22 protein-coding genes are annotated in these 22,590 nt (G+C 38.4%); 18 read left to right on the top strand and 4 right to left on the bottom strand.

What is annotated here, in order from left to right:
- Position 1: 1 nt before the first annotated feature.
- From era to IGK72_RS09510, 5 genes are all read left to right on the top strand, one after another.
- Positions 2–904 carry a GTPase Era gene (gene era, locus IGK72_RS09530; RefSeq protein ID WP_002359745.1) on the top strand — a complete coding sequence of 301 codons (903 nt, stop codon included), beginning with the start codon at positions 2–4 and terminating at the stop codon, positions 902–904.
- Between the two features lie 82 nt (positions 905–986).
- Positions 987–1,775, top strand: coding sequence for a DNA repair protein RecO (recO, locus tag IGK72_RS09525; protein WP_002359746.1), 789 nt, complete (start codon positions 987–989; stop codon positions 1,773–1,775).
- 564 nt (positions 1,776–2,339) lie between these two features.
- Entirely contained in the window at positions 2,340–3,248 is a 909-nt protein-coding gene (gene glyQ, locus IGK72_RS09520) for a glycine--tRNA ligase subunit alpha (RefSeq protein WP_002379669.1), read from the top strand.
- A 1-nt stretch (position 3,249) separates the two neighbouring features.
- Positions 3,250–5,334, top strand: coding sequence for a glycine--tRNA ligase subunit beta (gene glyS / locus IGK72_RS09515; RefSeq protein ID WP_010819536.1), 2,085 nt, complete (start codon positions 3,250–3,252; stop codon positions 5,332–5,334).
- A gap of 39 nt (positions 5,335–5,373) precedes the next feature.
- The gene (locus tag IGK72_RS09510) at positions 5,374–5,565 is read left to right on the top strand and encodes a DNA-directed RNA polymerase subunit alpha C-terminal domain-containing protein (protein ID WP_002356753.1); all 192 of its coding nucleotides are present in this window, start codon (positions 5,374–5,376) and stop codon (positions 5,563–5,565) included.
- 33 nt (positions 5,566–5,598) lie between these two features.
- On the opposite strand, the gene yidC is transcribed toward IGK72_RS09510, so the two are convergent.
- Together yidC and IGK72_RS09500 are read right to left on the bottom strand one after the other, a co-directional pair.
- Positions 5,599–6,531: a membrane protein insertase YidC gene (yidC, locus tag IGK72_RS09505; RefSeq protein ID WP_002384232.1), complete on the bottom strand. Its 933-nt coding sequence runs from the start codon at positions 6,529–6,531 to the stop codon at positions 5,599–5,601.
- Positions 6,532–6,697: 166 nt separating this feature from the next.
- Positions 6,698–6,973, bottom strand: a complete 276-nt coding sequence (locus IGK72_RS09500; RefSeq protein ID WP_002356756.1) for an acylphosphatase — start codon at positions 6,971–6,973, stop codon at positions 6,698–6,700.
- Positions 6,974–7,079: 106 nt separating this feature from the next.
- On the opposite strand from IGK72_RS09500, the gene IGK72_RS09495 reads away from it, so the two are divergent.
- From IGK72_RS09495 to sufB, 11 genes are all read left to right on the top strand, one after another.
- Positions 7,080–7,856 (top strand): TrmH family RNA methyltransferase, encoded by a 777-nt coding sequence (locus IGK72_RS09495; protein WP_002394709.1) that lies wholly within the window; start codon positions 7,080–7,082, stop codon positions 7,854–7,856.
- 19 nt (positions 7,857–7,875) lie between these two features.
- Entirely contained in the window at positions 7,876–8,313 is a 438-nt protein-coding gene (locus IGK72_RS09490; protein ID WP_002367049.1) for a GNAT family N-acetyltransferase, read from the top strand.
- A gap of 183 nt (positions 8,314–8,496) precedes the next feature.
- Positions 8,497–9,282 carry a 30S ribosomal protein S2 gene (gene rpsB, locus IGK72_RS09485; RefSeq protein WP_002356759.1) on the top strand — a complete coding sequence of 262 codons (786 nt, stop codon included), beginning with the start codon at positions 8,497–8,499 and terminating at the stop codon, positions 9,280–9,282.
- A gap of 105 nt (positions 9,283–9,387) precedes the next feature.
- On the top strand, positions 9,388–10,269 hold the full coding sequence (gene tsf / locus IGK72_RS09480) for a translation elongation factor Ts (RefSeq protein ID WP_002356760.1): 882 nt from the start codon (positions 9,388–9,390) through the stop codon (positions 10,267–10,269).
- Positions 10,270–10,529: 260 nt separating this feature from the next.
- On the top strand, positions 10,530–11,252 hold the full coding sequence (pyrH, locus tag IGK72_RS09475) for a UMP kinase (RefSeq protein ID WP_002356761.1): 723 nt from the start codon (positions 10,530–10,532) through the stop codon (positions 11,250–11,252).
- Between the two features lie 3 nt (positions 11,253–11,255).
- Positions 11,256–11,813, top strand: coding sequence for a ribosome recycling factor (gene frr, locus IGK72_RS09470; protein ID WP_002356762.1), 558 nt, complete (start codon positions 11,256–11,258; stop codon positions 11,811–11,813).
- 369 nt (positions 11,814–12,182) lie between these two features.
- Entirely contained in the window at positions 12,183–12,953 is a 771-nt protein-coding gene (gene sufC, locus IGK72_RS09465) for a Fe-S cluster assembly ATPase SufC (RefSeq protein WP_002356763.1), read from the top strand.
- A 14-nt stretch (positions 12,954–12,967) separates the two neighbouring features.
- On the top strand, positions 12,968–14,254 hold the full coding sequence (sufD, locus tag IGK72_RS09460; protein WP_002364433.1) for a Fe-S cluster assembly protein SufD: 1,287 nt from the start codon (positions 12,968–12,970) through the stop codon (positions 14,252–14,254).
- Complete coding sequence (locus IGK72_RS09455) at positions 14,251–15,486, top strand: cysteine desulfurase (protein WP_010709740.1); 1,236 nt, start codon at positions 14,251–14,253, stop codon at positions 15,484–15,486. The genes sufD and IGK72_RS09455 overlap by 4 nt, the downstream gene beginning before the upstream one ends.
- Positions 15,473–15,940, top strand: coding sequence for a Fe-S cluster assembly sulfur transfer protein SufU (gene sufU / locus IGK72_RS09450; RefSeq protein WP_002356768.1), 468 nt, complete (start codon positions 15,473–15,475; stop codon positions 15,938–15,940). Before IGK72_RS09455 ends, sufU begins: the two co-directional genes overlap by 14 nt.
- Before the next feature lie 18 nt (positions 15,941–15,958).
- Positions 15,959–17,353: a Fe-S cluster assembly protein SufB gene (sufB, locus tag IGK72_RS09445; RefSeq protein WP_002356769.1), complete on the top strand. Its 1,395-nt coding sequence runs from the start codon at positions 15,959–15,961 to the stop codon at positions 17,351–17,353.
- A gap of 162 nt (positions 17,354–17,515) precedes the next feature.
- Here the strand turns inward: sufB and IGK72_RS09440 are convergent, their stop codons facing one another.
- On the bottom strand, positions 17,516–18,118 hold the full coding sequence (locus IGK72_RS09440; protein ID WP_002389010.1) for a YczE/YyaS/YitT family protein: 603 nt from the start codon (positions 18,116–18,118) through the stop codon (positions 17,516–17,518).
- Between the two features lie 84 nt (positions 18,119–18,202).
- Positions 18,203–18,982 (bottom strand): SDR family oxidoreductase, encoded by a 780-nt coding sequence (locus IGK72_RS09435; RefSeq protein WP_002359767.1) that lies wholly within the window; start codon positions 18,980–18,982, stop codon positions 18,203–18,205.
- A gap of 415 nt (positions 18,983–19,397) precedes the next feature.
- On the opposite strand from IGK72_RS09435, the gene rseP reads away from it, so the two are divergent.
- Positions 19,398–20,666, top strand: coding sequence for an RIP metalloprotease RseP (gene rseP, locus IGK72_RS09430; RefSeq protein ID WP_002362168.1), 1,269 nt, complete (start codon positions 19,398–19,400; stop codon positions 20,664–20,666).
- 71 nt (positions 20,667–20,737) lie between these two features.
- On the top strand, positions 20,738–22,456 hold the full coding sequence (locus tag IGK72_RS09425) for a proline--tRNA ligase (protein WP_002359769.1): 1,719 nt from the start codon (positions 20,738–20,740) through the stop codon (positions 22,454–22,456).
- Positions 22,457–22,590: the final 134 nt, after the last annotated feature.

The following is a 22,590-nucleotide window of genomic DNA, read 5'->3' as shown; positions in this document are numbered from 1 at the left end:
AATGACAACTGAACATAAATCTGGTTTCGTAGCCATTGTCGGCAGACCAAATGTTGGGAAATCAACATTGTTAAATCGAATTGTCGGCCAAAAAATTGCAATTATGAGTGACAAAGCACAAACAACTCGTAATAAGATTCAAGGAATTTATACAATTCCTGAAGCACAAATTGTTTTTATCGATACTCCAGGGATTCACAAACCTAAACACCGCTTAGGCGATTTCATGGTGGAAAGTGCCTACAATGCGATGCGTGAAGTAGATGCTACTCTATTTATGGTAAGTGCTGATCAAAAACGCGGGAAAGGTGACGACTTTATTATTGAACGATTGAAAAATAATAATAGTCCAGTCTACTTGATTATTAATAAAATTGACAAAGTCCATCCAGATGATTTATTGAGTATTATTGAAGACTATTCGAAACAAATGGACTTTAAAGAAATTATTCCCATTTCTGCCACGGAAGGAAATAATTTTGAGCATTTAATGGATGTTCTCGTTGAGCAAATGCCAGAAGGACCACAGTATTTCCCTGATGACCAAATTACGGATCATCCAGAATATTTTATCGTTTCTGAATTAATTCGTGAAAAAGTGTTACTTTTAACAAGAGATGAGATTCCTCATTCTGTCGCTGTTGTTGTGGACTCAATGAAACGGGATGAAAACGATAAAGTCCATGTCCAAGCAACCATTATTGTGGAACGGGACAGTCAAAAAGGTATCATTATTGGCAAAGGCGGAAAAATGCTGAAACAAATTGGTACCAAGGCGCGTCAAGATATTGAATATTTATTAGATGACAAAGTGTATTTGGAGCTGTGGGTAAAAGTCCAAAAAGACTGGCGTGACAAAAAAATCTATTTACAAGATTTTGGTTATCGCAAAGAAGAATATTAAGAAAGTAGTGTTTGGGAAGCGAGTGTATAAACGAACTTTCCAAACACTACACTAATTTACATAAGAAATGGAAGTGAATTGAATGGCATTAGGGGAGACCAAAGGCATTATTTTATTTACGAAGGATTTTAAAGAGAAGGATAAACTCGTCAAAATTTTTACAGAATCCTATGGAAAATTGATGTTTTTTGTGAAAGGTGCGCATCGAAAAAATAATCCTCTTTTGCCAGCGATTCTGCCATTTACAGAAGCCGTCTACATCGGAAACTTTAGAGAAGAAGGCTTATCTTTTCTCAATAGCAGCAAAGAAGTTCAACCTTTTCGAAACATTCAACAAGACATATTTATTAACGCATATGGAACATATATTTTAAACTTAGTCGATGCAGCAATTGAAGATCAGCACTATGATCCGAACTTATTTCAATTTACCCACATGGCATTATCCGCTTTAAATGAGCAAAAAGATCCGGAAATCATTACAAATATTTTTGAAATTCAATTGTTAGAACGGTTTGGTGTACGACCAGAATGGCATCATTGTGTGGCTTGTGGCGAAACACAAGGGAAATTTGATTATTCCTCAAAGTATAGCGGTGTGCTTTGTGAAAAACATTGGCATTTAGATGAACAGCGCTACCATGCAGATCCTAGAGCAATTCATTTTATTCGCTTATTTTCGCAAGTCTCCTATGAAAAAGTCCAAAACATTCAAGTAAAAGAAGAAACTAAGAAGAGTATTCGAGAAACGATTGATATGTTATACGATGAATATGTTGGTTTGCACTTAAAAAGCAAAAAATTTATTGATCAAATGAAAACGTGGGAAAATACGTTAAAAATTCCACCACGAAAGAAGGAAGAAAAATAAACGTAAACAAGCAGACGTTTTTCTAAAAAAAATTTGACAACTTCCCTCAGACACCGTATTATGATAGAGAAGTTAAATACGTACGAAGAAAAAGAGAAGTAAAAAGAACCCTCTGTTAAGCGAATCTGGGAGAGTGGGAGCCAGAAGCACGGAACTTTTGAAAGGCACTTTGGAGTACGACAAACGAAGCTGCCGATGAACACATCGGAAGTAGGGTGGAACCGCGATAATTATTCGTCCCTATGTCTATTAATAGGCATGGGGACTTTTTGCATGTTCCTCACTGCGACTGACACAAAGTGTCAGAGCAGATGTGGAACAGCACAAGGTGACCAAAGGGAACGTTGTAACCGAATAAAAAAAGCAAACAGTTAACACCAAAAGAAAAAATAGTAACGTTTATTCAAAAAAGCTCAATTGGCGCAAAGGCGACAGAGTAGATGATGAACAGCATAAAAATTATCCCATTCTACAAAATTGTTTCTCTGTAGCCCTTTTTAAATTTACATTCCCGAAGCAAAGCCAATCCCTATGTCTATAAAAAATATTCCAAGGAGGAAAACAATGAAAAACAAGTTAACCGTACAAGAAATGATTTTAACCTTGCAAAAATTTTGGTCATCTAATGGCTGTATGTTAATGCAAGCCTATGATACAGAAAAGGGAGCCGGCACCATGAGTCCTTACACGTTTTTACGTGCCATTGGACCTGAACCATGGAATGCTGCCTACGTAGAACCTTCTCGTCGTCCAGCTGATGGGCGCTATGGTGAAAATCCGAACCGTCTATACCAACATCATCAATTCCAAGTTGTAATGAAGCCTTCTCCTGAAAATATCCAAGAACTTTATCTAGAAAGTTTGAAATTATTAGGAATTGATCCATTAGAACATGACATTCGTTTTGTAGAAGATAACTGGGAAAATCCCTCAATGGGTTGTGCTGGTTTAGGTTGGGAAGTTTGGTTAGATGGCATGGAAATTACCCAATTTACGTATTTCCAACAAGTCGGCGGCTTACAATGTCATCCTGTCACTTCTGAAATTACTTACGGGTTAGAACGCTTGGCATCATATATCCAAGAAGTCGAAAGTGTCTATGATTTAGAATGGACACAAGGCGTTAAATATGGTGAAATTTTTGTGCAACCTGAATATGAACATTCAAAATATTCCTTTGAAATTAGTAACCAAGAAATGCTTTTAGAAAACTTTGACAAATTTGAAAAAGAAGCTAAACGCTGTATTGAAGAAAGCTTAGTTCACCCAGCCTATGATTATATTTTAAAATGTAGCCATACATTCAATTTATTGGATGCTCGCGGCGCTGTCTCTGTAACGGAACGTGCAGGATATTTAGCCCGCATTCGGAATATGGCTCGTTCCGTAGCGAAAATTTTTGTGGCTGAACGTGAAAAATTAGGGTTCCCATTATTAAATAAAGATCAAAGTGTATCCAAGGAGGCAGAATAACATGGCAAAAGATTTATTATTAGAAATTGGCTTAGAAGAAATGCCCGCACATGTTGTCACACCAAGCCGTATCCAACTTGAAGAAAAAGTAATCAAATTTTTAGATGAACATCATTTAGACTATGAAACAGTGCAATCCTTTGCCACACCTCGTCGCTTAGCCGTGAAAGTAACTGCGATTCCTGAAAAACAAGCGGATGTTGAAGAAGAAGTAAAAGGTCCAGCGAAAAAAATTGCTTTAGATGCTGAAGGAAATTGGTCAAAAGCTGCACAAGGTTTTGTACGCGGCCAAGGAGTTACAACTGAGGACATTGTTTTCAAAGAATTAAATGGTGTCGAATATGTCTATGTGACGAAGTTTACCAAAGGCCAAAGTGCCAAAGAAGTATTAACAAAATTAAATGACGTGATTACAAGTCTAACTTTCCCGGTAACAATGCACTGGGCAAACTATGATTTCGAATATATTCGTCCAATTCATTGGATTGTGGCACTACTTGATGATGAAGTAATTCCTTTCAACGTGTTAGACGTGACGACAGGGCAAACTTCTCGTGGCCACCGTTTCTTGGGAGACGATGTGACGTTCCAACATGCTAATGAATATGAAGCAAAATTAAAAGAACAATTTGTAGTGGTTCAACCGAATGAACGGAAACAAATGATTGTTGATCAAGCGAACGCTCTCGCTGCAGAAAAAAATTGGCAGTTAGCTTTAGATGAAGAGTTATTGGAAGAAGTTACGAATTTAGTGGAATATCCAACTGCATTTGTAGGCAGTTTTGATGAAAAATATTTATCTGTTCCAGATGAAGTATTAGTGACTTCTATGAAAGAACACCAACGTTACTTTGAAGTTCGTAACGACCAAGGCTTATTAATGCCGCATTTTATCGCTGTTCGCAATGGGGATAATGTTCACCTTGAAAACGTGATTAAAGGAAATGAAAAAGTGTTAATTGCTCGTTTAGAAGATGCAGAATTCTTTTACAATGAAGATAAAAAATTAACGATTGAAGCATGTGTTGAAAAACTAAAAAATGTGACTTTCCATGAAAAGATTGGCTCAATTTATGAAAAAATGCAACGGGTTGCTTTAATTGCACAAATCATTGGTCGAAAAGTTGGCTTATCTGAGGAGGAATTGGAAGATTTAAAACGTGCCTCTGAAATTTATAAATTTGACTTAGTAACAAATATGGTTGGTGAATTCCCAGAATTACAAGGAATTATGGGAGAAAAATATGCCTTATTACAAGGCGAAAAACCAGCCGTAGCAACGGCGATTCGAGAACATTATTTACCAACTTCTAGTGAAGGTGAATTGCCAGAAACAGCAATCGGGGCTGTTTTGGCCTTAGCCGATAAGCTTGACAGCGTCTTTTCATTCTTCTCAGTTGGTATGATTCCAACAGGTTCTAACGATCCTTATGCACTTCGTCGTCAAACCTATGGCGTTATCCGAATTATTGAAGATAAAGGCTGGACCTTCCCATTAGTTCAATTACAAACAGAAGTTGATGAAGCAGTGAATCAAGATGTTGAGAAATATGGCGTTTTACTAAACGAAGGACAAGCAGAAGTCGTTGAATTTGTGAAAGCTCGCTTACGTCAATTATTAATGACGAAAAATGTTCGCCATGACATTATCGATGCAGTGGTGTCTGCTGAGCAAGCCGATTTATCGAATTTATTTGCTTCAGCGAATATTTTAAAAAGCCGTTTTGAAGATCAAGATTTTAAACCATCAATGGAAGCCTTAACGCGTGTTATTAATTTAGCGAAAAAAGGTCAAGAACTTTTAGGTGATACTGAAGAAGGGATTGATCCAAGTCTGTTTGAAAATAAGGCAGAAAAAGAACTGTATCAAGCAGTTAACGATTTATCTGAAGCATTTGCGACACGCACGATTGCAGAAAACTATGAAGCACTAGTAAATCTACGTCCGTTAATTGATGCGTACTTCAATGAAACGATGGTTATGGTTGAGGATGAAAAAGTCAAACAAAACCGATTAAAACAATTAATGCAAATTGCTAAAATGGCGTTATCAATTGCTAGCTTAGATTTATTAATTGTAAAATAAAAAGCGCTGTTTTTCGACCGCTAAGGAGGAACCGACAGCATGCTAGAAACAACGTTTGAACAAATTTTAACACAATTATCAAAGCCAGCTGTTCGTGCGCTAACGAATGAAAAAATCGACAGTGTGGATGAACTCTACGCACGAGGCCGAAAAGCGTTACTTTCGTTGCATGGCTTTGGTCCAAAGTCTATTCGAACTATTGAAGAGATGACTGGGAAAGAATTGAAGTAAAAAAAGGATCGCCGTTTAGAGGCGATCCTTTTTTTATTTACGTTTTTGTTTTCCAGCATTGCGACCTTTATTGCCGTTTGCTTTTGGTTGGTTCGTTTTTTGCGTTGCTTTGTTTGTTTCTTTTGGTGTCACATCCTTGATAGGAGTAACCACTTGTTTTGGTGGGTTATTTTTCAATTCTTCTTGTACTTGTTTTTTAATTCTTGGACGTAAGAGGATATTTGTGATGGCAGATTGAATACATGTGAAAATACCACCAACTACCCAGTAAAGCGCTACGCCTGCAGGTGAGCTAAAGGACATGAAAACAATCATTAATGGTGAAACAATCAGCATTGATTTCATTGTTTTCTTTTGTTCTTCAGGAATACCAATCATTGAAATATAACCTTGAGCTAAATAGGCTAAACCAGCTAATGCCACTAAAATCATATTTGGTTGCCCTAAATTCATTCCTAAGAAGCTTGCCGTGGCAATACCTTTTGTATAACGAGCAGCAAAGAACAGAGAAGAGAAAATAGGCATTTGAATTAATAAAGGCAAACAACCAATTCCGCCAACCATACTCACATTGTTTTCTTTATAAATCTTTTGTAGTTCTGCTTGTGCGGCCATTTGTTCTTCACGCGTACTTGCTTGTTTCATTTTTGCTTGTGCAACATCCACTTGGGGTTTGATTGCTTGCATTTTTTCCGTTTGGATAAAGCTTTTTTTCGATTGATGTAAGCCTAACGGTAAAATAATGATCCGTACAATAATGGTGATAAAAATAATCGCCCAACCATAGTTCCAATTAAAGTTATCGACAAGATAAGTAATTGCATTACTCATCGGTAAAACAAGGAAGTTATAGACAAAACCTTCACCAGTTGGTTGTCCATCTGCTCCTGTTTTCACACAGCCTGATAAAAACATTACTAAAAATAGTAAGCCAGAGCCGTAAAGCCATCGGTTTAATTTACGCATGTAATTCGGTCCTTTTCTAAAAAATTTTTACATGGTTAACTATACTTGAAACAGCGCTCTTTTTCAATCAAAATCGAAAAGAAGCTCTTACAAAAATCAATAAAAAGCAGGAACTACTTGCTGTTCAAGGCTTCTTCCCAAAGAAATCAATCGTTAGAAAGTAAGTTTATTGAATCACTTTAAATTGTTCCGTTTCTTCTAACAAAGGGTCTTCTTGAATATCAACATACGTTACACGTCCCGCTGGACTGGGGGAATCTTTGATTTTTTTGATAAATGTTTCCATTATGTCTTCAGGTGCAATTGCTGTGATTGAAACGGACCCGTCGTCTTCGTTCTTCACCGAACCAGTGACACCTAATTGATCTGCCACCATTTTTGTCATGTAGCGGAAGCCAACACCTTGGACACGCCCTTGTACATTCATTCTTAGTTTTTCCATGAGAGACACTTCCTTTGCTTTTTTCTTTATGATAGCGATTTTTCTTGGTTCTAGCAAGTATCCAAGCAAGCTAGAAGCATGCTATAATACAAAGGCGAGGTGACTTATGAAAGAAATTACATCAACGAAAAATAACCAATTAAAAGAATGGAAAAAATTACACAAAAAGAAGTACCGAGAAGAACTGAACCAATATATAATAGAAGGATTTCATTTAATTGAAGAAGCTGTGAAGGCCAATGCCGATGTCCAGTGGATTTTGTTTAACCAAAGAGGTCAACAAGAATGGGGAACTTGGTTAGCTGAACAAGAAACAGAAAAATTAATTTTTGTTAGTGATGAGGTTTTAAATAGCTTGTCGGAGCTGCCAACTTCACAAGGAATTTTGGCAATTGTCACCTTGGAAACGCAACAAGAGCAGTTGCTTTCTTTTAAAGGTGGTTGGTTACTTTTAGATAATATCCAAGACCCTGGCAATGTTGGTACGATGATTCGCACAGCTGATGCAGCAGGTTTAGCAGGCGTGATTTTAGGTAAGGGCACAGCAGATATTTACAATACAAAAGTGTTGCGCTCAATGCAGGGAAGTCACTATCATTTACCAGTTCTCCAACGAGAGTTGACTGAAGTGGTTCAGGCATTCAAGAAGCAAGGACTACCAGTTTTCGGTACAGAATTAAATGAAGCTGCGATTGCTTATTATGAACAAGAGGCAGTGGAAAATTATGCGTTGATTTTAGGCAATGAAGGTAGCGGGGTTTCGCCAGAATTGTTAGCAGAAACCACGAAAAATCTTTATATTCCAATGAAAGGTCAAGCAGAATCATTGAATGTCGCTATCGCAGCGGGTGTGTTAATGTTTTATTTTGAAAATAATCAATAACAGAAACGAGTGTCAAAAAATGCTGACTATCAAAAAGACAACCCAGTTAACAGAAAAAGAATTAGAAACCATTATGGCTATTTGGCTGCAAACGAATCTAGAAGCTCATCCATTTGTCGCACCAACTTATTGGCAAGAAAATAAGGCATTTGTCCGCGCTGCGTTACCAAAAGCAACACTGATCTTAGCAGAAGAAGAGGGTCAGATAATTGGGTTTTTAGGCTTAATGGATAACTATATCGCAGGAATTTTTATAAAAAAAGCGTTTCAAGGGAAGGGCATCGGTCAGAAATTACTGCAAGTAGCAAAAGAAGAACAGGACCTCTTATCTTTGGCTGTTTACAGGAAAAATCAAGCAGCTTATGCCTTTTATCAAAAACAAGGCTTTGTCCAACAAAAGCGAACCATCGATGAAACGGGAAACGAAGAATGTCATCTTGTTTGGCAAGCGCAGTAGGAGCGACATTTCTAGTTTTAAGGCTTGCTATTTTTCTGAAAATATCTTATACTGTTAAAGGTGTGATTTTCACACACGAAATCCACATTCTTTTCCATCTGCGAAGTGGTGCTACTACGGTAGTTCTTCAAGGAGTTGACGAAAAGAAGAGGAAAATAAAAACCAAACTGGAGGAAACACAACATGGCAGTAATTTCTATGAAACAATTACTAGAAGCCGGCGTACACTTTGGTCACCAAACTCGTCGCTGGAACCCAAAAATGAAGAAATATATCTTCACAGAAAGAAACGGTATCTACATCATTGACTTACAAAAAACAGTGAAATTAGTAGATGCAGCTTACGATTACATGAAAAACGTTGCAGAAGAAGGCGGCGTTGCTTTATTCGTAGGAACTAAAAAACAAGCACAAGAAGCAATCAAAGATGAAGCAATCCGCGCTGGTCAATACTATGTAAACCATCGTTGGTTAGGTGGTACGTTAACTAACTGGGATACAATCCAAAAACGTATTGCTCGCTTGAAAAAAATCAATGCAATGGAAGAAGACGGCACTTTCGAAGTTTTACCTAAGAAAGAAGTTGCTGGCTTAAACAAAGAACGTGAACGTTTAGAAAAATTCTTAGGTGGTATCGCTGATATGCCAAGAATTCCAGATGTAATGTACATCGTTGACCCACGTAAAGAACGCATTGCTGTTCAAGAAGCACACAAATTAAACATTCCAATCGTTGCAATGGTTGATACAAACTGTGATCCTGATGAGATCGATGTTGTAATCCCTTCAAATGATGATGCAATCCGCGCCGTGAAATTAATCACTGCTAAAATGGCTGACGCTTTCATCGAAGGTAACCAAGGGGAAGACCAAGCAACTGAAGAGTTATTCGTTGAAGAAACACCAGAAGCAACTTCAATCGAAGAAATCGTTGATGTTGTTGAAGGAAACAACGAATCAGCTGAATAATAATGATTACGGAGCTGTCTCAAAGGCTAGGCGACAAAAAGCCTGATTCTCCTTTGAGATAGCTTTTTTAAAAAGAATTGATAATATCCGAGGAGGACACAAATAATGGCAGACGTTACAGCTAAAATGGTAAAAGAATTACGCGATATGACTGGCGTTGGAATGATGGACGCTAAAAAAGCATTAGTAAAAGTAGAAGGCGACATGGAAAAAGCCGTAGACTTTTTACGTGAAAATGGTATGGCTAAAGCAGCGAAGAAAAATGACCGCATTGCGGCCGAAGGTTTAGCAAACGTAGCAACTGTGGGTAACGTTGCAGCAATCGTTGAAGTAAACTCAGAAACTGACTTCGTTTCTAAAAACGAAATGTTCCAAGATTTAGTTAAAGATATTGCGACTAAAGTTGCTGAAAACAAACCAGCTACGATGGAAGAAGCAATGGCTATTAAAACTGAAAAAGGCACAATCGAATCTGATTTAATCGAAGCAACAACTGTTATCGGTGAAAAAATCAGCTTCCGTCGTTTTGAAGTTGTCGAAAAAGCTGACAATGCTGCATTTGGCGCTTACTTACACATGGGTGGCCGTATTGCTGTATTAACAGTTATCGATGGCACAACTGACGAAGAAGTAGCGAAAGATGTTGCTATGCACATCGCGGCAATCAACCCTCGCTATGTCAACGAATCTCAAATTCCTCAAGAAGAATTAGAACACGAAAAAGCTGTGTTAACTGAACAAGCATTAAACGAAGGTAAACCAGCAAATATCGTTGAAAAAATGGTTGTTGGTCGTCTACAAAAATTCAAAGCAGAAATCGCTTTGGTTGACCAACCATTTGTTAAAGATCCAGATATGACTGTCGAAAAATTTGTTGCTTCTAAAGGCGGCGAAGTGAAATCATTCGTACGTTTTGAAGTTGGCGAAGGTATCGAAAAACGTGAAGATAACTTTGCGGATGAAGTAATGAGCCAAATGAAAAACTAAGAGCATCAAACGCTCGGTTGAAAAGCCGTGAATCATAAGTATCTAAACAGACAGCGATCCCCAAAGGAAGCTGCATAAATTGATTACTGCTTGATTCAAGGCAGTCTTTCAGCCATTTGGGAACGCATAACTTTGATATGCGCTCCCTTTTTTTAGGCAAAACCAGTGGATCGCACTGCTTGGTCAAAAAAATCATTTTGGTGAAAAGTCATCTAAATGAGGAATTGAATGATTTTTAGAGAATCTTGGAGGGAATTATGATGGTTAAACCTAAGTATCAACGTGTCGTATTAAAGTTAAGTGGAGAAGCGCTAGCCGGAGAAGACGGTTTTGGCATTAAACCACCAGTCATTAAAGAAATCGTCCAAGAAATTAAAGAGGTCCATGAATTAGGTATCGAAATGGCCATCGTGGTTGGCGGCGGAAACATTTGGCGTGGACAAATTGGTGCTCAAATGGGCATGGAACGTGCACAAGCTGATTATATGGGCATGTTAGCTACTGTGATGAATGCCTTAGCATTGCAAGATACATTAGAAAATCTTGGTGTGCCTACACGTGTTCAAACATCAATTGAAATGCGTCAAATTGCAGAACCATACATTCGTCGTCGTGCAGAACGTCATTTAGAAAAAGGCCGCGTTGTTATTTTTGCCGGAGGAACAGGAAATCCTTACTTCTCGACAGATACAACGGCTGCGTTACGAGCTGCAGAAGTAGATGCGGACGTCATCTTAATGGCGAAGAACAATGTTGATGGTGTTTATTCTGCGGATCCACGTGTGGATGAAACAGCGACAAAATTTGAAGAACTAACACATTTAGATGTTATTTCTAAAGGGCTGCAAGTAATGGATTCAACAGCAAGCTCATTAAGTATGGATAACGATATTCCTTTAGTTGTCTTTAACCTAAATGAAGCAGGAAATATCCGTCGTGCCATCCTTGGTGAAAATATCGGAACAACTGTAAGGGGGAAATAAAGAATGTCTAAAGAAGTTTTAGCAACAGCCAAAGAAAAAATGACAAAAGCGGAAGAAAGCTTACGCCGTGAATTAGGTCAAATTCGTGCTGGTCGTGCGAACGCAAGTCTATTAGACCGTATTCAAGTAGAATATTATGGTGCACCAACACCAGTTAACCAATTAGCAAGTATCAATATCCCAGAAGCACGTGTATTAATGATTACACCGTTTGACAAAAATTCTATCGCTGACATTGAAAAAGCTATTCAAATGAGTGATATCGGCATTAGCCCAACCAATGATGGAAATGTCATCCGTTTAGTGATTCCACAATTAACGGAAGAACGTCGGAAAGAATTAGCCAAAGACGTGAAAAAAGAAGCGGAAAACTCAAAAGTTGCTGTCCGTAACGTTCGTCGTGATGCAATGGATGAATTGAAAAAAGCTCAAAAAAATGGCGACATCACTGAAGATGAATTACGTTCATTTGAAAAAGATGTTCAAAAATTAACAGACGATAGCATCAAAAATATCGATGCGATTACTGCTGAAAAAGAACAAGAACTTTTAGAAGTATAAAACCAATCACTAATAAAAATTATTGAATCCAGAGAAGCAAATGCTCTGGATTTTTTTGTATAGATGATGAAGGCGTATCTCAACGCTCTCTTTGCGAAAGTCATTCTAAAGTAATTATCCAAGAAAACGCTTTCTTGAATAAATTTTTTTATTCTACCAGAATTTTTTTCTTTGTGTAGGGAGGATCACTTAAAAATATAGAGAAACTTTGAAATATCAGCCTTTTAAAATTTTCCTTCACAAATTGAATCCTAAAATTTGATGATAAGAGTTGTTATTTTTAGCAATTGTAATTTGCGATTCATTCTCAATTAGGCTAAAATGAGTGAGAACGGAAAAACGATTAAAACAAGTTGGAGGGAATTGTACATGTCTGTGTTAGAAATCAAAAATTTACACGTATCAATTGAAGATAAAAAGATTCTAAAAGGAGTCGATTTAACAATTAATACTGGAGAAATCCATGCAATTATGGGACCTAATGGAACTGGTAAATCTACTTTATCAGCAGCAATTATGGGAAATCCTAACTACGAAGTCACAGAAGGAGAAATTCTGTTTGACGGCGTCAACGTTTTAGATTTAGAAGTAGACGAACGCGCTCGCTTAGGCTTATTCTTAGCAATGCAATACCCAAGTGAAATTCCAGGGATTACCAATGCTGAATTCATGCGTGCAGCAATCAATGCAAAACGTGACGAAGACAACAAAATGTCAGTCATGCAGTTCTTAAAAAAATTAGATAGCAAAATGGAATTATTAAATATGCCTGAAGAAATGGCTGAGCGTTACTTAAACGAAGGTTTTTCTGGCGGCGAGAAAAAACGAAATGAAATTTTACAATTATTGATGTTAGAGCCAACGTTTGCCATTTTAGATGAAATTGATTCAGGCTTAGATATCGATGCGTTAAAAGTAGTTTCTAAAGGGGTTAATGAAATGCGCGGCGAGAACTTTGGTGCGTTAATTATTACCCATTATCAACGCTTATTGAACTATATCACGCCAGATGTTGTTCATATCATGATGGAAGGCCGCGTTGTGAAAACCGGTGGGGCTGATTTGGCAAAACGTTTAGAAACAGAAGGCTATGCTGGTATCAGCCAAGAATTAGGTATTGATTACAAAGAAGAAGCGTAAGGAGGACAAGATAAATGAAAAAAGTAAATCTAATGGATTATCTTGACGAAGTCACCGCTTTTTCACTAGAACATGAAGAACCAGCTTGGATGACTGAATTGCGAACAACGGCTTTAAGAAACGCTGACGAAAGTGAGTTACCACATATTGATCGTGTGAAATTTCATCGTTGGCCTTTATTAAATGTTCACATGGAAAGTTATGTGCCTTCTGAAGGAAATGTCGCAAGTTTTGATCAAATGAAAGACAATCCTTTAATTGTTCAACAAGGATCTTTTCATGCTTTTGAGCAATTGCCAGCCTCATTAGCGGAACAAGGGGTAATTTTTACAGACATTTTTACTGCTTTACAAGAGCACCCAGAATTAGTTAAAGAATACTATATGACTAAAGCTGTATTACCAGAAGAAGATAAGCTGACAGCAGCTCATGCAGCTTTCATGAATAGTGGCGTTTTCTTATACGTTCCTAAAAACGTAGTGATTGAAGAGCCAATTGAATCTTTGTTTATTCAGGATTCAGATAGCAACCAACCTTTCTTTAAACATGTTTTAATCGTTGCAGATAATCATAGTGAATTCAGTTATTTAGAACGTTTTCAATCAACTGGTCATCACGCAGAGAAAGCTTCTGGAAATATCGTTGTGGAAGTGATTGCGAAAGATGGCGCAAAAGTTAAATACTCAGCCGTGGATCAATTAGGGCAAACTGTAACGACTTATATGAATCGTCGTGGCTATATTATGCGGGATGCCTCTGTTGATTGGGCTCTAGGCGTCATGAATGATGGCGATGTTGTGGCTGATTTTGATTCTGATTTAGTTGGCGAAGGCGCTCATTCAGAAGTTAAAGTTGTTGCAATTAGTGCAGGTAAACAAACACAAGGCATCGACACACGAGTGACAAACAAAGCGCCACATTCAATTGGTCATATTTTACAACATGGAGTTATTCGTGAACGTGGTACTTTAACGTTTAACGGAATTGGCCACATTTTAAAAGGAGCAAAAGGAGCCGACGCACAGCAAGAAAGTCGTGTTTTAATGCTGTCTGATAAAGCTCGTGGTGATGCCAATCCAATTCTTTTAATTGATGAAAATGAAGTGACTGCCGGACACGCAGCCAGCGTTGGTCGAGTAGATCCAGAAGAAATGTATTATTTAATGAGCCGCGGCTTGCGTAAAGAAGAAGCGGAACGTTTGGTGATTCGTGGCTTCCTAGGTTCTGTCATTACAGCAATTCCAGTTAAAGAAGTACAAAATGAATTTGTAGAAGTAATTGAAGGGAAGTTAAACGCATGATGGATGCAGCAACCATTCGTCAATCGTTTCCTATTTTATTTCAAGAAGTTAATGATGAACCGCTAGTTTATTTAGACAATGCTGCAACAACCCAAAAACCAACGGCAGTGTTAGATATTTTACGACATTATTATGAAACCGATAATGCCAATGTTCATCGTGGGGTGCACACGTTAGCCGAACGAGCAACGAAGGACTATGAAGCCTCCCGCGAAAAGGTTCGCCAATTTATCCATGCCAAAGAAACAGCGGAAGTTTTATTTACACGAGGAACAACAACCAGTTTGAATTGGATTGCCAAAAGTTATGGTGACTTGGCAGTTACAGCCGGGGATGAAATCGTCATATCTTACATGGAACATCATTCAAACATTATTCCCTGGCAACAATTAGCCCAACGTACAGGAGCCATTTTGAAGTATATAGACGTCACTGAAGACGGCTTTTTAGACATGGCAAGTGCACGTCAACAAATTACAGAAAAAACGAAAATTGTTTCGATTGCTCATGTTTCAAATGTGTTAGGGGTCATTAATCCAATCGAAGAATTAACACAATTAGCTCATCAAAATGGCGCTGTGATGGTGGTAGACGGCGCGCAAGCAGTTCCTCATATGCCTGTGGACGTTCAAGCCATCGATGCTGATTTTTATGCATTTAGTGGTCACAAAATGTGTGGACCAACTGGAATTGGTGTCCTTTATGGCAAACGTCATTTATTGGAACAAATGGAACCTGTGGAATTTGGTGGCGAAATGATTGACTTTGTTCATCTTCAAGAAAGTACTTGGAAAGAGCTTCCATGGAAATTTGAAGCTGGCACACCTAATATTGCTGGGGCAATTGCCTTAGGTGCCGCCATTGATTATTTAACAGAAATTGGTTTGGAGGCCATTCATCAACATGAAGCAGCCCTTGTTCACTATGTTTTGCCGAAGTTGCAAGCTATCGAGGGCTTGACGATTTATGGTCCACAGAATCCAAAAGACCACACAGGTGTGATTGCTTTTAATATTGAAGGTTTACATCCACATGATGTGGCTACGGCGTTAGATATGGAAGGGGTCGCTGTCAGAGCGGGTCACCATTGCGCGCAACCGTTATTAAACTATTTGAGCGTGCCAGCAACCGCACGGGCAAGTTTTTATTTATACAATACCAAAGAAGACGCAGATCGCTTAGTTGAAGCGATTAAAGCGACAAAGGAGTTTTTCCAGCATGGCACTTTCTAAATTAGATAACTTATATCGCCAAGTCATTTTGGACCATTCTAGCCACCCACATCACCACGGAACGCTAGATGCGTCTAGCCAAACAATTGAACTGAATAATCCTACTTGTGGAGATGTGATTGAACTGGATGTGGCCATTGAAGACGGTGTGATTAAAGATATCGCCTTTCAAGGAAGTGGCTGTTCAATCAGTACAGCAAGTGCTAGTATGATGACTGATGCGGTCTTAGGAAAAACAATCGCCGAAGCAACGGCCTTAGCAGAGGATTTCTCTCAACTTGTTCAAGGAAATGAAGTGGCCGAAGATGAAAAATTAGGCGATGCAGCAATGTTAAGCGGCGTAGCTAAATTTCCAGCTCGGATCAAATGTGCAACCTTGGCTTGGAAAGCCTTAGAGCAGGCTGTTGCTAATAACGGCCAAGGCGAAGCCGGTCATTTACATTGTGAAAAATAAAGAAAGGGTGACGACGAATTGAGTACAGTACCTGAATTAGAAGAATATAAATTTGGCTTTCACGACGATGTGGAACCAGTCTTTAGTACCGGAGACGGCCTAACAGAAGACGTCGTTCGCGAAATTTCTCGCGTGAAAGGCGAACCAGAATGGATGCTTGACTTCCGTTTAAAATCGTTAGAACAATTCAATAAAATGCCCATGCAAGAATGGGGTCCAGACCTGTCAGATATTGACTTTAGTAAAATTAAATATTACCAAAAACCGAGTGACAAACCCGCACGCGATTGGGATGATGTACCTGATAAAATCAAAGAAACCTTTGAAAAAATTGGGATTCCCGAAGCTGAGCGTGCTTATCTAGCTGGGGCTTCTGCTCAATATGAATCAGAAGTTGTTTACCACAACATGAAAGAAGAATTTGAAAAATTAGGCATCATTTTTACAGATACTGACTCTGCTTTAAAAGAATATCCTGACCTATTCAAAGAGTATTTTTCAAAACTTGTGCCGCCAACAGATAATAAACTGGCCGCTTTAAACTCAGCTGTTTGGTCAGGTGGAACCTTTATTTATGTACCAAAAGGCGTTCGAGTTGATGTACCATTACAAACATATTTCCGAATCAACGCTGAAAATACCGGCCAATTTGAACGGACCTTGATTATTGTCGATGAAGGGGCCAGCGTTCACTATGTTGAAGGCTGTACGGCACCCACGTATTCAAGTAACAGCTTGCATGCGGCCATCGTAGAAATTTTCACTAGAAAAGATGCCTATTGTCGTTATACCACTATTCAAAACTGGTCAGATAACGTCTACAACTTAGTAACCAAACGTGCTAAAGCTTACGAAGGTGCCACTGTCGAATGGATTGATGGGAACCTAGGAGCTAAAACAACCATGAAATACCCAAGCGTTTACTTAGATGGCAAAGGTGCCCGTGGCACGATGTTATCGATTGCCTTTGCTGGCGCTAACCAAATCCAAGATACTGGGGCCAAAATGATTCACAATGCGCCGAATACCTCTAGCTCAATTGTTTCAAAATCAATTGCTAAAGACGGCGGCGAAGTTAACTACCGTGGCCAAGTTACTTTTGGCAAAGACAGCGCAGGATCGATTTCCCACATCGAATGCGATACGATTATCATGGACGAAAAATCAAAATCAGATACGATTCCGTTTAACGAAATCCATAACAGCCAAGTCTCCTTAGAACACGAAGCCAAAGTTTCAAAAATTTCTGAAGAACAATTATATTATCTAATGAGTCGCGGCTTATCTGAAGCCGAAGCGACAGAAATGATTGTTATGGGCTTTGTTGAACCATTTACGAAAGAATTACCGATGGAATATGCGGTTGAGTTGAATCGGTTGATTAGTTATGAGATGGAAGGGTCTGTCGGCTAGTTTTTCACTCTACCAACAAATAATCAACTAAAACAACAACGGAAAGCCAAACAAGAAACACACTAATCATGCTTCTTCAAAGAAAGTACAAATAAAAAAGCGATGACTCGAGAAGAAAATCTCTATGGAGTCATCGCTTTTTCTTATATTTTAGTTAAAAAATTATTTTACTAAAGGTTGAAGTAACTTGTTCCAGAAACTAATGAGTGGGCCAGCACCAAATGCACAAATAATTGTACCAATCCCAATTGGACCACCAGCAATAAAGCCAATTAATAGGACCAACAAATCTTGTGCTTTTCGAACAGAAGCATAAGGTTTGTTGATTTGTTGACAGATGGTTGGCGCAATCGCATCATAGGGGGACTCGCCTTGATCTGTAGCCATGTATAAGGCGCAGCCAAATGTAAAAATCAGGACTCCGACGAATAAAGAAAGTAGTTTGCCAATTGTTGAGCCTCCTAAACTATTGGCATAAGGTTGAAGCCAAGTAGAAATCTGTTGAATCAAAATTCCTACTAAAAGCATATTTAAAATAGTTCCTAGACCAATGGCTTTTTTGTTTTTTAAATAGACATAGAATAGAATAAACGCATTGACAATAATTTGAAAAATGCCTAATTGCATACCAAACATCGAAGAAAGTCCGATATTCATAGCAGTGAAAGGATCAACTCCTAAACCTGCCACTCTTAAAGTGGATGCGCCAATCCCGATAATAACTAAACCAATTAAAATTAAAAGAACATTTTTGACTAGTTTCATGGTAAGCCTCCTGAATAGATTTTGTGTGTGATAGTACAAAGTCTGCAACAAAAATTCATAGAGAATTTTGTTGCAGACTACTTTTTAACCAGCTCCGTGTTGGAACGAAGGATATAGAGACATCCCGCCATCTACAAAGAGTGTTGTTCCGGTTACGTATGAGGATTCATCAGAAGCTAACCAAGCGGCCGCAGCAGCTACTTGATTTGGTTTACCAATAATACCCATAGGAACCATGCTTGTTGTTTGTTTTAACTGTTCGGGATCGGAAAATTTTTCAGCATTAATAGGTGTGTTAATCGCTCCAGGCGCAATACAGTTGGCACGAATACCATATTCCGCATATTCCAAAGCGATTGTTTTCGTGAACATTTCGGTTGCGCCTTTACTTGCCGCATAGTGGGCGAACGTTGGCCAAGGAATTCTTTGGTGAACGGAGGACATATTAATGATTGACCCTTTGATTTTTTGATCTCTAAATATTCGGAGTGCTTCTCTAGAACCCAAAAAGACACCGTTTAAATTGACATCAATGACACGTTGCCATTCTTTTAATGGCATATCAATTGTCGGAAAAGAAGCCTCCACACCGGCGTTATTTACCCAAATGTCAACATGACCAAACTCTTTTAAAGCGGTTTCAGCTAACGCTTTAATATCTTCTTCATTAGAGACATCAGCCTTCACGAATTTTACGCGGTCTGCGTGCTTGGCTTGGACATCTTCAAATTCTTTAGGCAGCTCACCGACATAGTCAGCAACAACATTCATGCCCTCTAAGATATAACGCAGAGTAATAAATAATCCTAAACCCGTAGCTGCACCAGTGACAACGGCCACTTTACCATGTAATTCTCCATACATTGATTCATTCCCCCTAAAATTACTATTAATACTTTCATGGTAGCACATGTCAATCAGCGTGTTGATAAAATACGACAAACTGTCGGAAAAGTTTAGGCTCTAAAGTTAGCTACTATTGTTGAAGGTCTTTAAAAAAATACTGGTCGTAGTAATCAATTCCTCTCATTTATAGAGTTTTCTAAAAAAACACAAAATATCTAGGCGAAGTGGTCAAGTCCAATGGTTATTTATGAGTGAATATGCTAAAATAAAACTTGTCTTACATAAGGAAAGATTTGTTCACTAACAGTGGCGACTGTTCTCAGTAAACAGTTGCACTGGTTTATCGGGAAGGGAACAGAGCAAGTTTTACGAGACTTTCCCATGTAATAATAAAAAGCACTGAACGTCAGTGAATGAAGGAAGAAGGACATCTATGAAAACAATTATCACATTCATTATTGTCTTCGGTATTCTTGTCCTCGTACATGAATTTGGCCACTTTTATTTTGCAAAACGAGCGGGTATTTTAGTTCGTGAGTTTGCAATCGGAATGGGACCAAAGATTTTTGCGCATCGTGGAAAAGATGGCACCACTTATACGATTCGCTTATTGCCAATTGGTGGCTATGTGCGAATGGCTGGGATGGGCGAAGACATGACAGAAATCACACCAGGTATGCCTCTATCTGTTGAGTTAAATGCCGTGGGTAATGTGGTTAAAATTAATACAAGTAAAAAAGTACAATTACCTCATAGTATTCCGATGGAAGTCGTTGATTTTGATCTTGAAAAAGAATTATTCATCAAGGGCTATGTCAATGGAAACGAGGAAGAAGAAACCGTTTATAAAGTTGACCATGATGCAACGATTATTGAAAGTGATGGAACCGAGGTGCGGATTGCGCCACTTGACGTTCAATTTCAATCAGCGAAATTATCGCAACGCATTTTGACGAACTTTGCGGGACCCATGAATAACTTTATCTTAGGGTTTATTCTGTTTACGTTAGCGGTCTTTCTACAAGGAGGCGTTACTGATTTAAACACGAATCAAATTGGACAAGTGATTCCTAATGGCCCAGCCGCAGAAGCTGGGTTGAAAGAAAACGATAAAGTCTTATCGATTAATAATCAAAAAATCAAAAAATACGAAGATTTTACAACCATTGTGCAGAAGAACCCCGAAAAGCCGTTAACGTTCGTAGTTGAGCGTAACGGCAAAGAAGAGCAACTAACAGTGACACCAGAAAAACAAAAAGTGGAAAAACAAACGATTGGTAAAGTCGGCGTTTATCCTTATATGAAAACCGATTTACCGTCAAAATTGATGGGCGGTATTCAGGATACTTTAAATAGTACGACACAGATTTTTAAAGCACTCGGCTCACTATTCACAGGCTTTAGTTTAAACAAACTAGGTGGGCCAGTCATGATGTTTAAATTATCGGAAGAAGCATCCAATGCTGGAGTAAGTACAGTTGTATTCTTAATGGCCATGTTGTCAATGAACTTAGGGATTATTAATTTGTTGCCGATCCCAGCTTTAGATGGCGGGAAAATTGTCTTAAACATTATTGAAGGTGTACGTGGAAAACCAATTAGTCCTGAAAAAGAAGGCATCATTACGTTAATTGGCTTTGGGTTTGTCATGGTGTTAATGGTGTTAGTTACTTGGAACGATATTCAACGCTTTTTCTTTTAAGGAGAAAGCTTAAGTAAAAAAGTGTGTAAAGAAATCAAAAATAATTGATTTTAAAATAGAGGAGAGTTTTAATGAAACAGTCAAAAATGTTAATTCCAACGTTAAGAGAAGTACCAAATGATGCAGAGGTCTTAAGTCATCAAATTCTGTTGCGCGCAGGCTATATTCGTCAAGTCGCTGCAGGGATCTATTCTTATTTACCTTTAGCCAATCGTGTTTTAGAAAAATTAAAAACGATTATGCGAGAAGAATTTGAGAAAATTGATGCAGTTGAAATGTTAATGCCTGCGTTATTACCAGCAGAACTTTGGAAAGAATCAGGCCGTTATGAAACTTATGGACCTAACTTGTATCGCTTAAAAGATCGCAATGACCGTGACTATATCTTAGGCCCAACGCATGAAGAAACCTTCACAGAATTAATTCGTGATGAAATCAATTCTTACAAACGATTACCTTTGAATTTATACCAAATTCAAACAAAATATCGTGATGAAAAACGCCCTCGTTCTGGCTTATTAAGAGGCCGTGAATTTATCATGAAAGATGGCTATTCTTTCCATGCCGATGAAGCTAGTTTAGATCAATCATACCGTGATTACGAAAAAGCTTACTCACGCATTTTTGAACGCTGTGGACTAGAATTCCGTGCCATTATTGGGGACGGTGGTGCCATGGGTGGTAAAGATTCTAAAGAATTTATGGCGATTTCTGAAATTGGGGAAGATACTATTTGTTATTCAACAGAAAGTGATTATGCTGCCAATTTAGAAATGGCAACAAGTCTTTATACGCCGAAAAAATCACATGAAACACAATTAGATTTAGAAAAAATTGCAACACCAGAAGTGGGTACAATTGCCGAAGTGGCAAACTTCTTTGAAGTTGAGCCACAACGAATTATTAAATCAGTACTATTTATTGCCGATGAAGAGCCAGTAATGGTCTTGGTTCGTGGCGATCATGATGTCAATGATGTCAAATTGAAAAACTTCTTAGGCGCTGATTTCCTAGATGAAGCAACAGAAGAAGATGCTCGCCGTGTCTTAGGAGCTGGCTTTGGTTCAATTGGTCCAGTCAATGTTTCCGAAGATGTTAAAATTTATGCAGATTTAGCTGTTCAAGATTTAGCCAACGCCATTGTTGGAGCTAACGAAGACGGCTATCATTTGACAAATGTAAATCCAGATCGTGATTTCCAACCAATTAGTTACGAAGATTTACGCTTTGTTCAAGAAGGCGATCCTTCTCCTGATGGCAATGGTGTCTTAGCCTTTACCAAAGGAATCGAAATTGGTCATATCTTTAAACTAGGAACGCGTTACAGTGATGCTATGGGCGCAACAGTTTTAGATGAAAACGGTCGTGAAAAATCAGTGATCATGGGTTGCTATGGTATCGGTGTTAGTCGTTTACTTTCAGCAATCGTTGAACAAAATGCAGACGAGCGTGGTATTAATTGGCCAACAGGAATTGCGCCATTTGATTTACACGTGGTCCAAATGAATGTGAAAGATGAGTACCAAACAAAACTATCACAAGAAGTTGAAGCAATGATGACCGAAGCGGGCTACGAAGTATTAGTTGATGACCGCAACGAGCGCGCAGGCGTAAAATTTGCTGATGCTGATTTAATTGGTTGTCCAATCCGTATCACAGTCGGTAAAAAAGCAGTCGATGGTGTGGTAGAAGTCAAAATCAAACGTACTGGTGAAATGTTGGAAGTACGCAAAGAAGAATTAGAAAGTACACTTTCTATTTTGATGAACACAACATCAGAAGTGGAATAATAATGAAAAGGGCGGACAGAATGATTAGGATAAACTGTTTCCGCCACTTATCAGCGTTTAAGCTTGAAGCAAAAATCTAAAGTGATTTTTGCTTCAAGCTCTTCTTAGCTCTTTTTAGAAAAGAAACAAGATTG

Source organism: Enterococcus sp. DIV0183 (genome assembly GCF_050541505.1).
GTDB lineage: Bacteria > Bacillota > Bacilli > Lactobacillales > Enterococcaceae > Enterococcus > Enterococcus faecalis.
The sequence above is the reverse complement of the archived record's forward strand: the minus strand, read 5'-3'. Positions and strand labels throughout refer to the sequence as shown.

Excerpts from the sequence above, each read along its gene's own strand:
- era (WP_002359745.1), top strand. The coding sequence starts at position 2 with ATGACAACTGAACATAAATCTGGTTTCGTAGCCATTGTCGGCAGACCA.
- recO (WP_002359746.1), top strand. The coding sequence starts at position 987 with ATGGCATTAGGGGAGACCAAAGGCATTATTTTATTTACGAAGGATTTT.
- glyQ (WP_002379669.1), top strand. The coding sequence starts at position 2,340 with ATGAAAAACAAGTTAACCGTACAAGAAATGATTTTAACCTTGCAAAAA.
- glyS (WP_010819536.1), top strand. The coding sequence starts at position 3,250 with ATGGCAAAAGATTTATTATTAGAAATTGGCTTAGAAGAAATGCCCGCA.
- IGK72_RS09510 (WP_002356753.1), top strand. The coding sequence starts at position 5,374 with ATGCTAGAAACAACGTTTGAACAAATTTTAACACAATTATCAAAGCCA.
- yidC (WP_002384232.1), bottom strand. The coding sequence starts at position 6,531 with ATGCGTAAATTAAACCGATGGCTTTACGGCTCTGGCTTACTATTTTTA.
- IGK72_RS09500 (WP_002356756.1), bottom strand. The coding sequence starts at position 6,973 with ATGGAAAAACTAAGAATGAATGTACAAGGGCGTGTCCAAGGTGTTGGC.
- IGK72_RS09495 (WP_002394709.1), top strand. The coding sequence starts at position 7,080 with ATGAAAGAAATTACATCAACGAAAAATAACCAATTAAAAGAATGGAAA.
- IGK72_RS09490 (WP_002367049.1), top strand. The coding sequence starts at position 7,876 with ATGCTGACTATCAAAAAGACAACCCAGTTAACAGAAAAAGAATTAGAA.
- rpsB (WP_002356759.1), top strand. The coding sequence starts at position 8,497 with ATGGCAGTAATTTCTATGAAACAATTACTAGAAGCCGGCGTACACTTT.
- tsf (WP_002356760.1), top strand. The coding sequence starts at position 9,388 with ATGGCAGACGTTACAGCTAAAATGGTAAAAGAATTACGCGATATGACT.
- pyrH (WP_002356761.1), top strand. The coding sequence starts at position 10,530 with ATGGTTAAACCTAAGTATCAACGTGTCGTATTAAAGTTAAGTGGAGAA.
- frr (WP_002356762.1), top strand. The coding sequence starts at position 11,256 with ATGTCTAAAGAAGTTTTAGCAACAGCCAAAGAAAAAATGACAAAAGCG.
- sufC (WP_002356763.1), top strand. The coding sequence starts at position 12,183 with ATGTCTGTGTTAGAAATCAAAAATTTACACGTATCAATTGAAGATAAA.
- sufD (WP_002364433.1), top strand. The coding sequence starts at position 12,968 with ATGAAAAAAGTAAATCTAATGGATTATCTTGACGAAGTCACCGCTTTT.
- IGK72_RS09455 (WP_010709740.1), top strand. The coding sequence starts at position 14,251 with ATGATGGATGCAGCAACCATTCGTCAATCGTTTCCTATTTTATTTCAA.
- sufU (WP_002356768.1), top strand. The coding sequence starts at position 15,473 with ATGGCACTTTCTAAATTAGATAACTTATATCGCCAAGTCATTTTGGAC.
- IGK72_RS09440 (WP_002389010.1), bottom strand. The coding sequence starts at position 18,118 with ATGAAACTAGTCAAAAATGTTCTTTTAATTTTAATTGGTTTAGTTATT.
- IGK72_RS09435 (WP_002359767.1), bottom strand. The coding sequence starts at position 18,982 with ATGTATGGAGAATTACATGGTAAAGTGGCCGTTGTCACTGGTGCAGCT.
- rseP (WP_002362168.1), top strand. The coding sequence starts at position 19,398 with ATGAAAACAATTATCACATTCATTATTGTCTTCGGTATTCTTGTCCTC.
- IGK72_RS09425 (WP_002359769.1), top strand. The coding sequence starts at position 20,738 with ATGAAACAGTCAAAAATGTTAATTCCAACGTTAAGAGAAGTACCAAAT.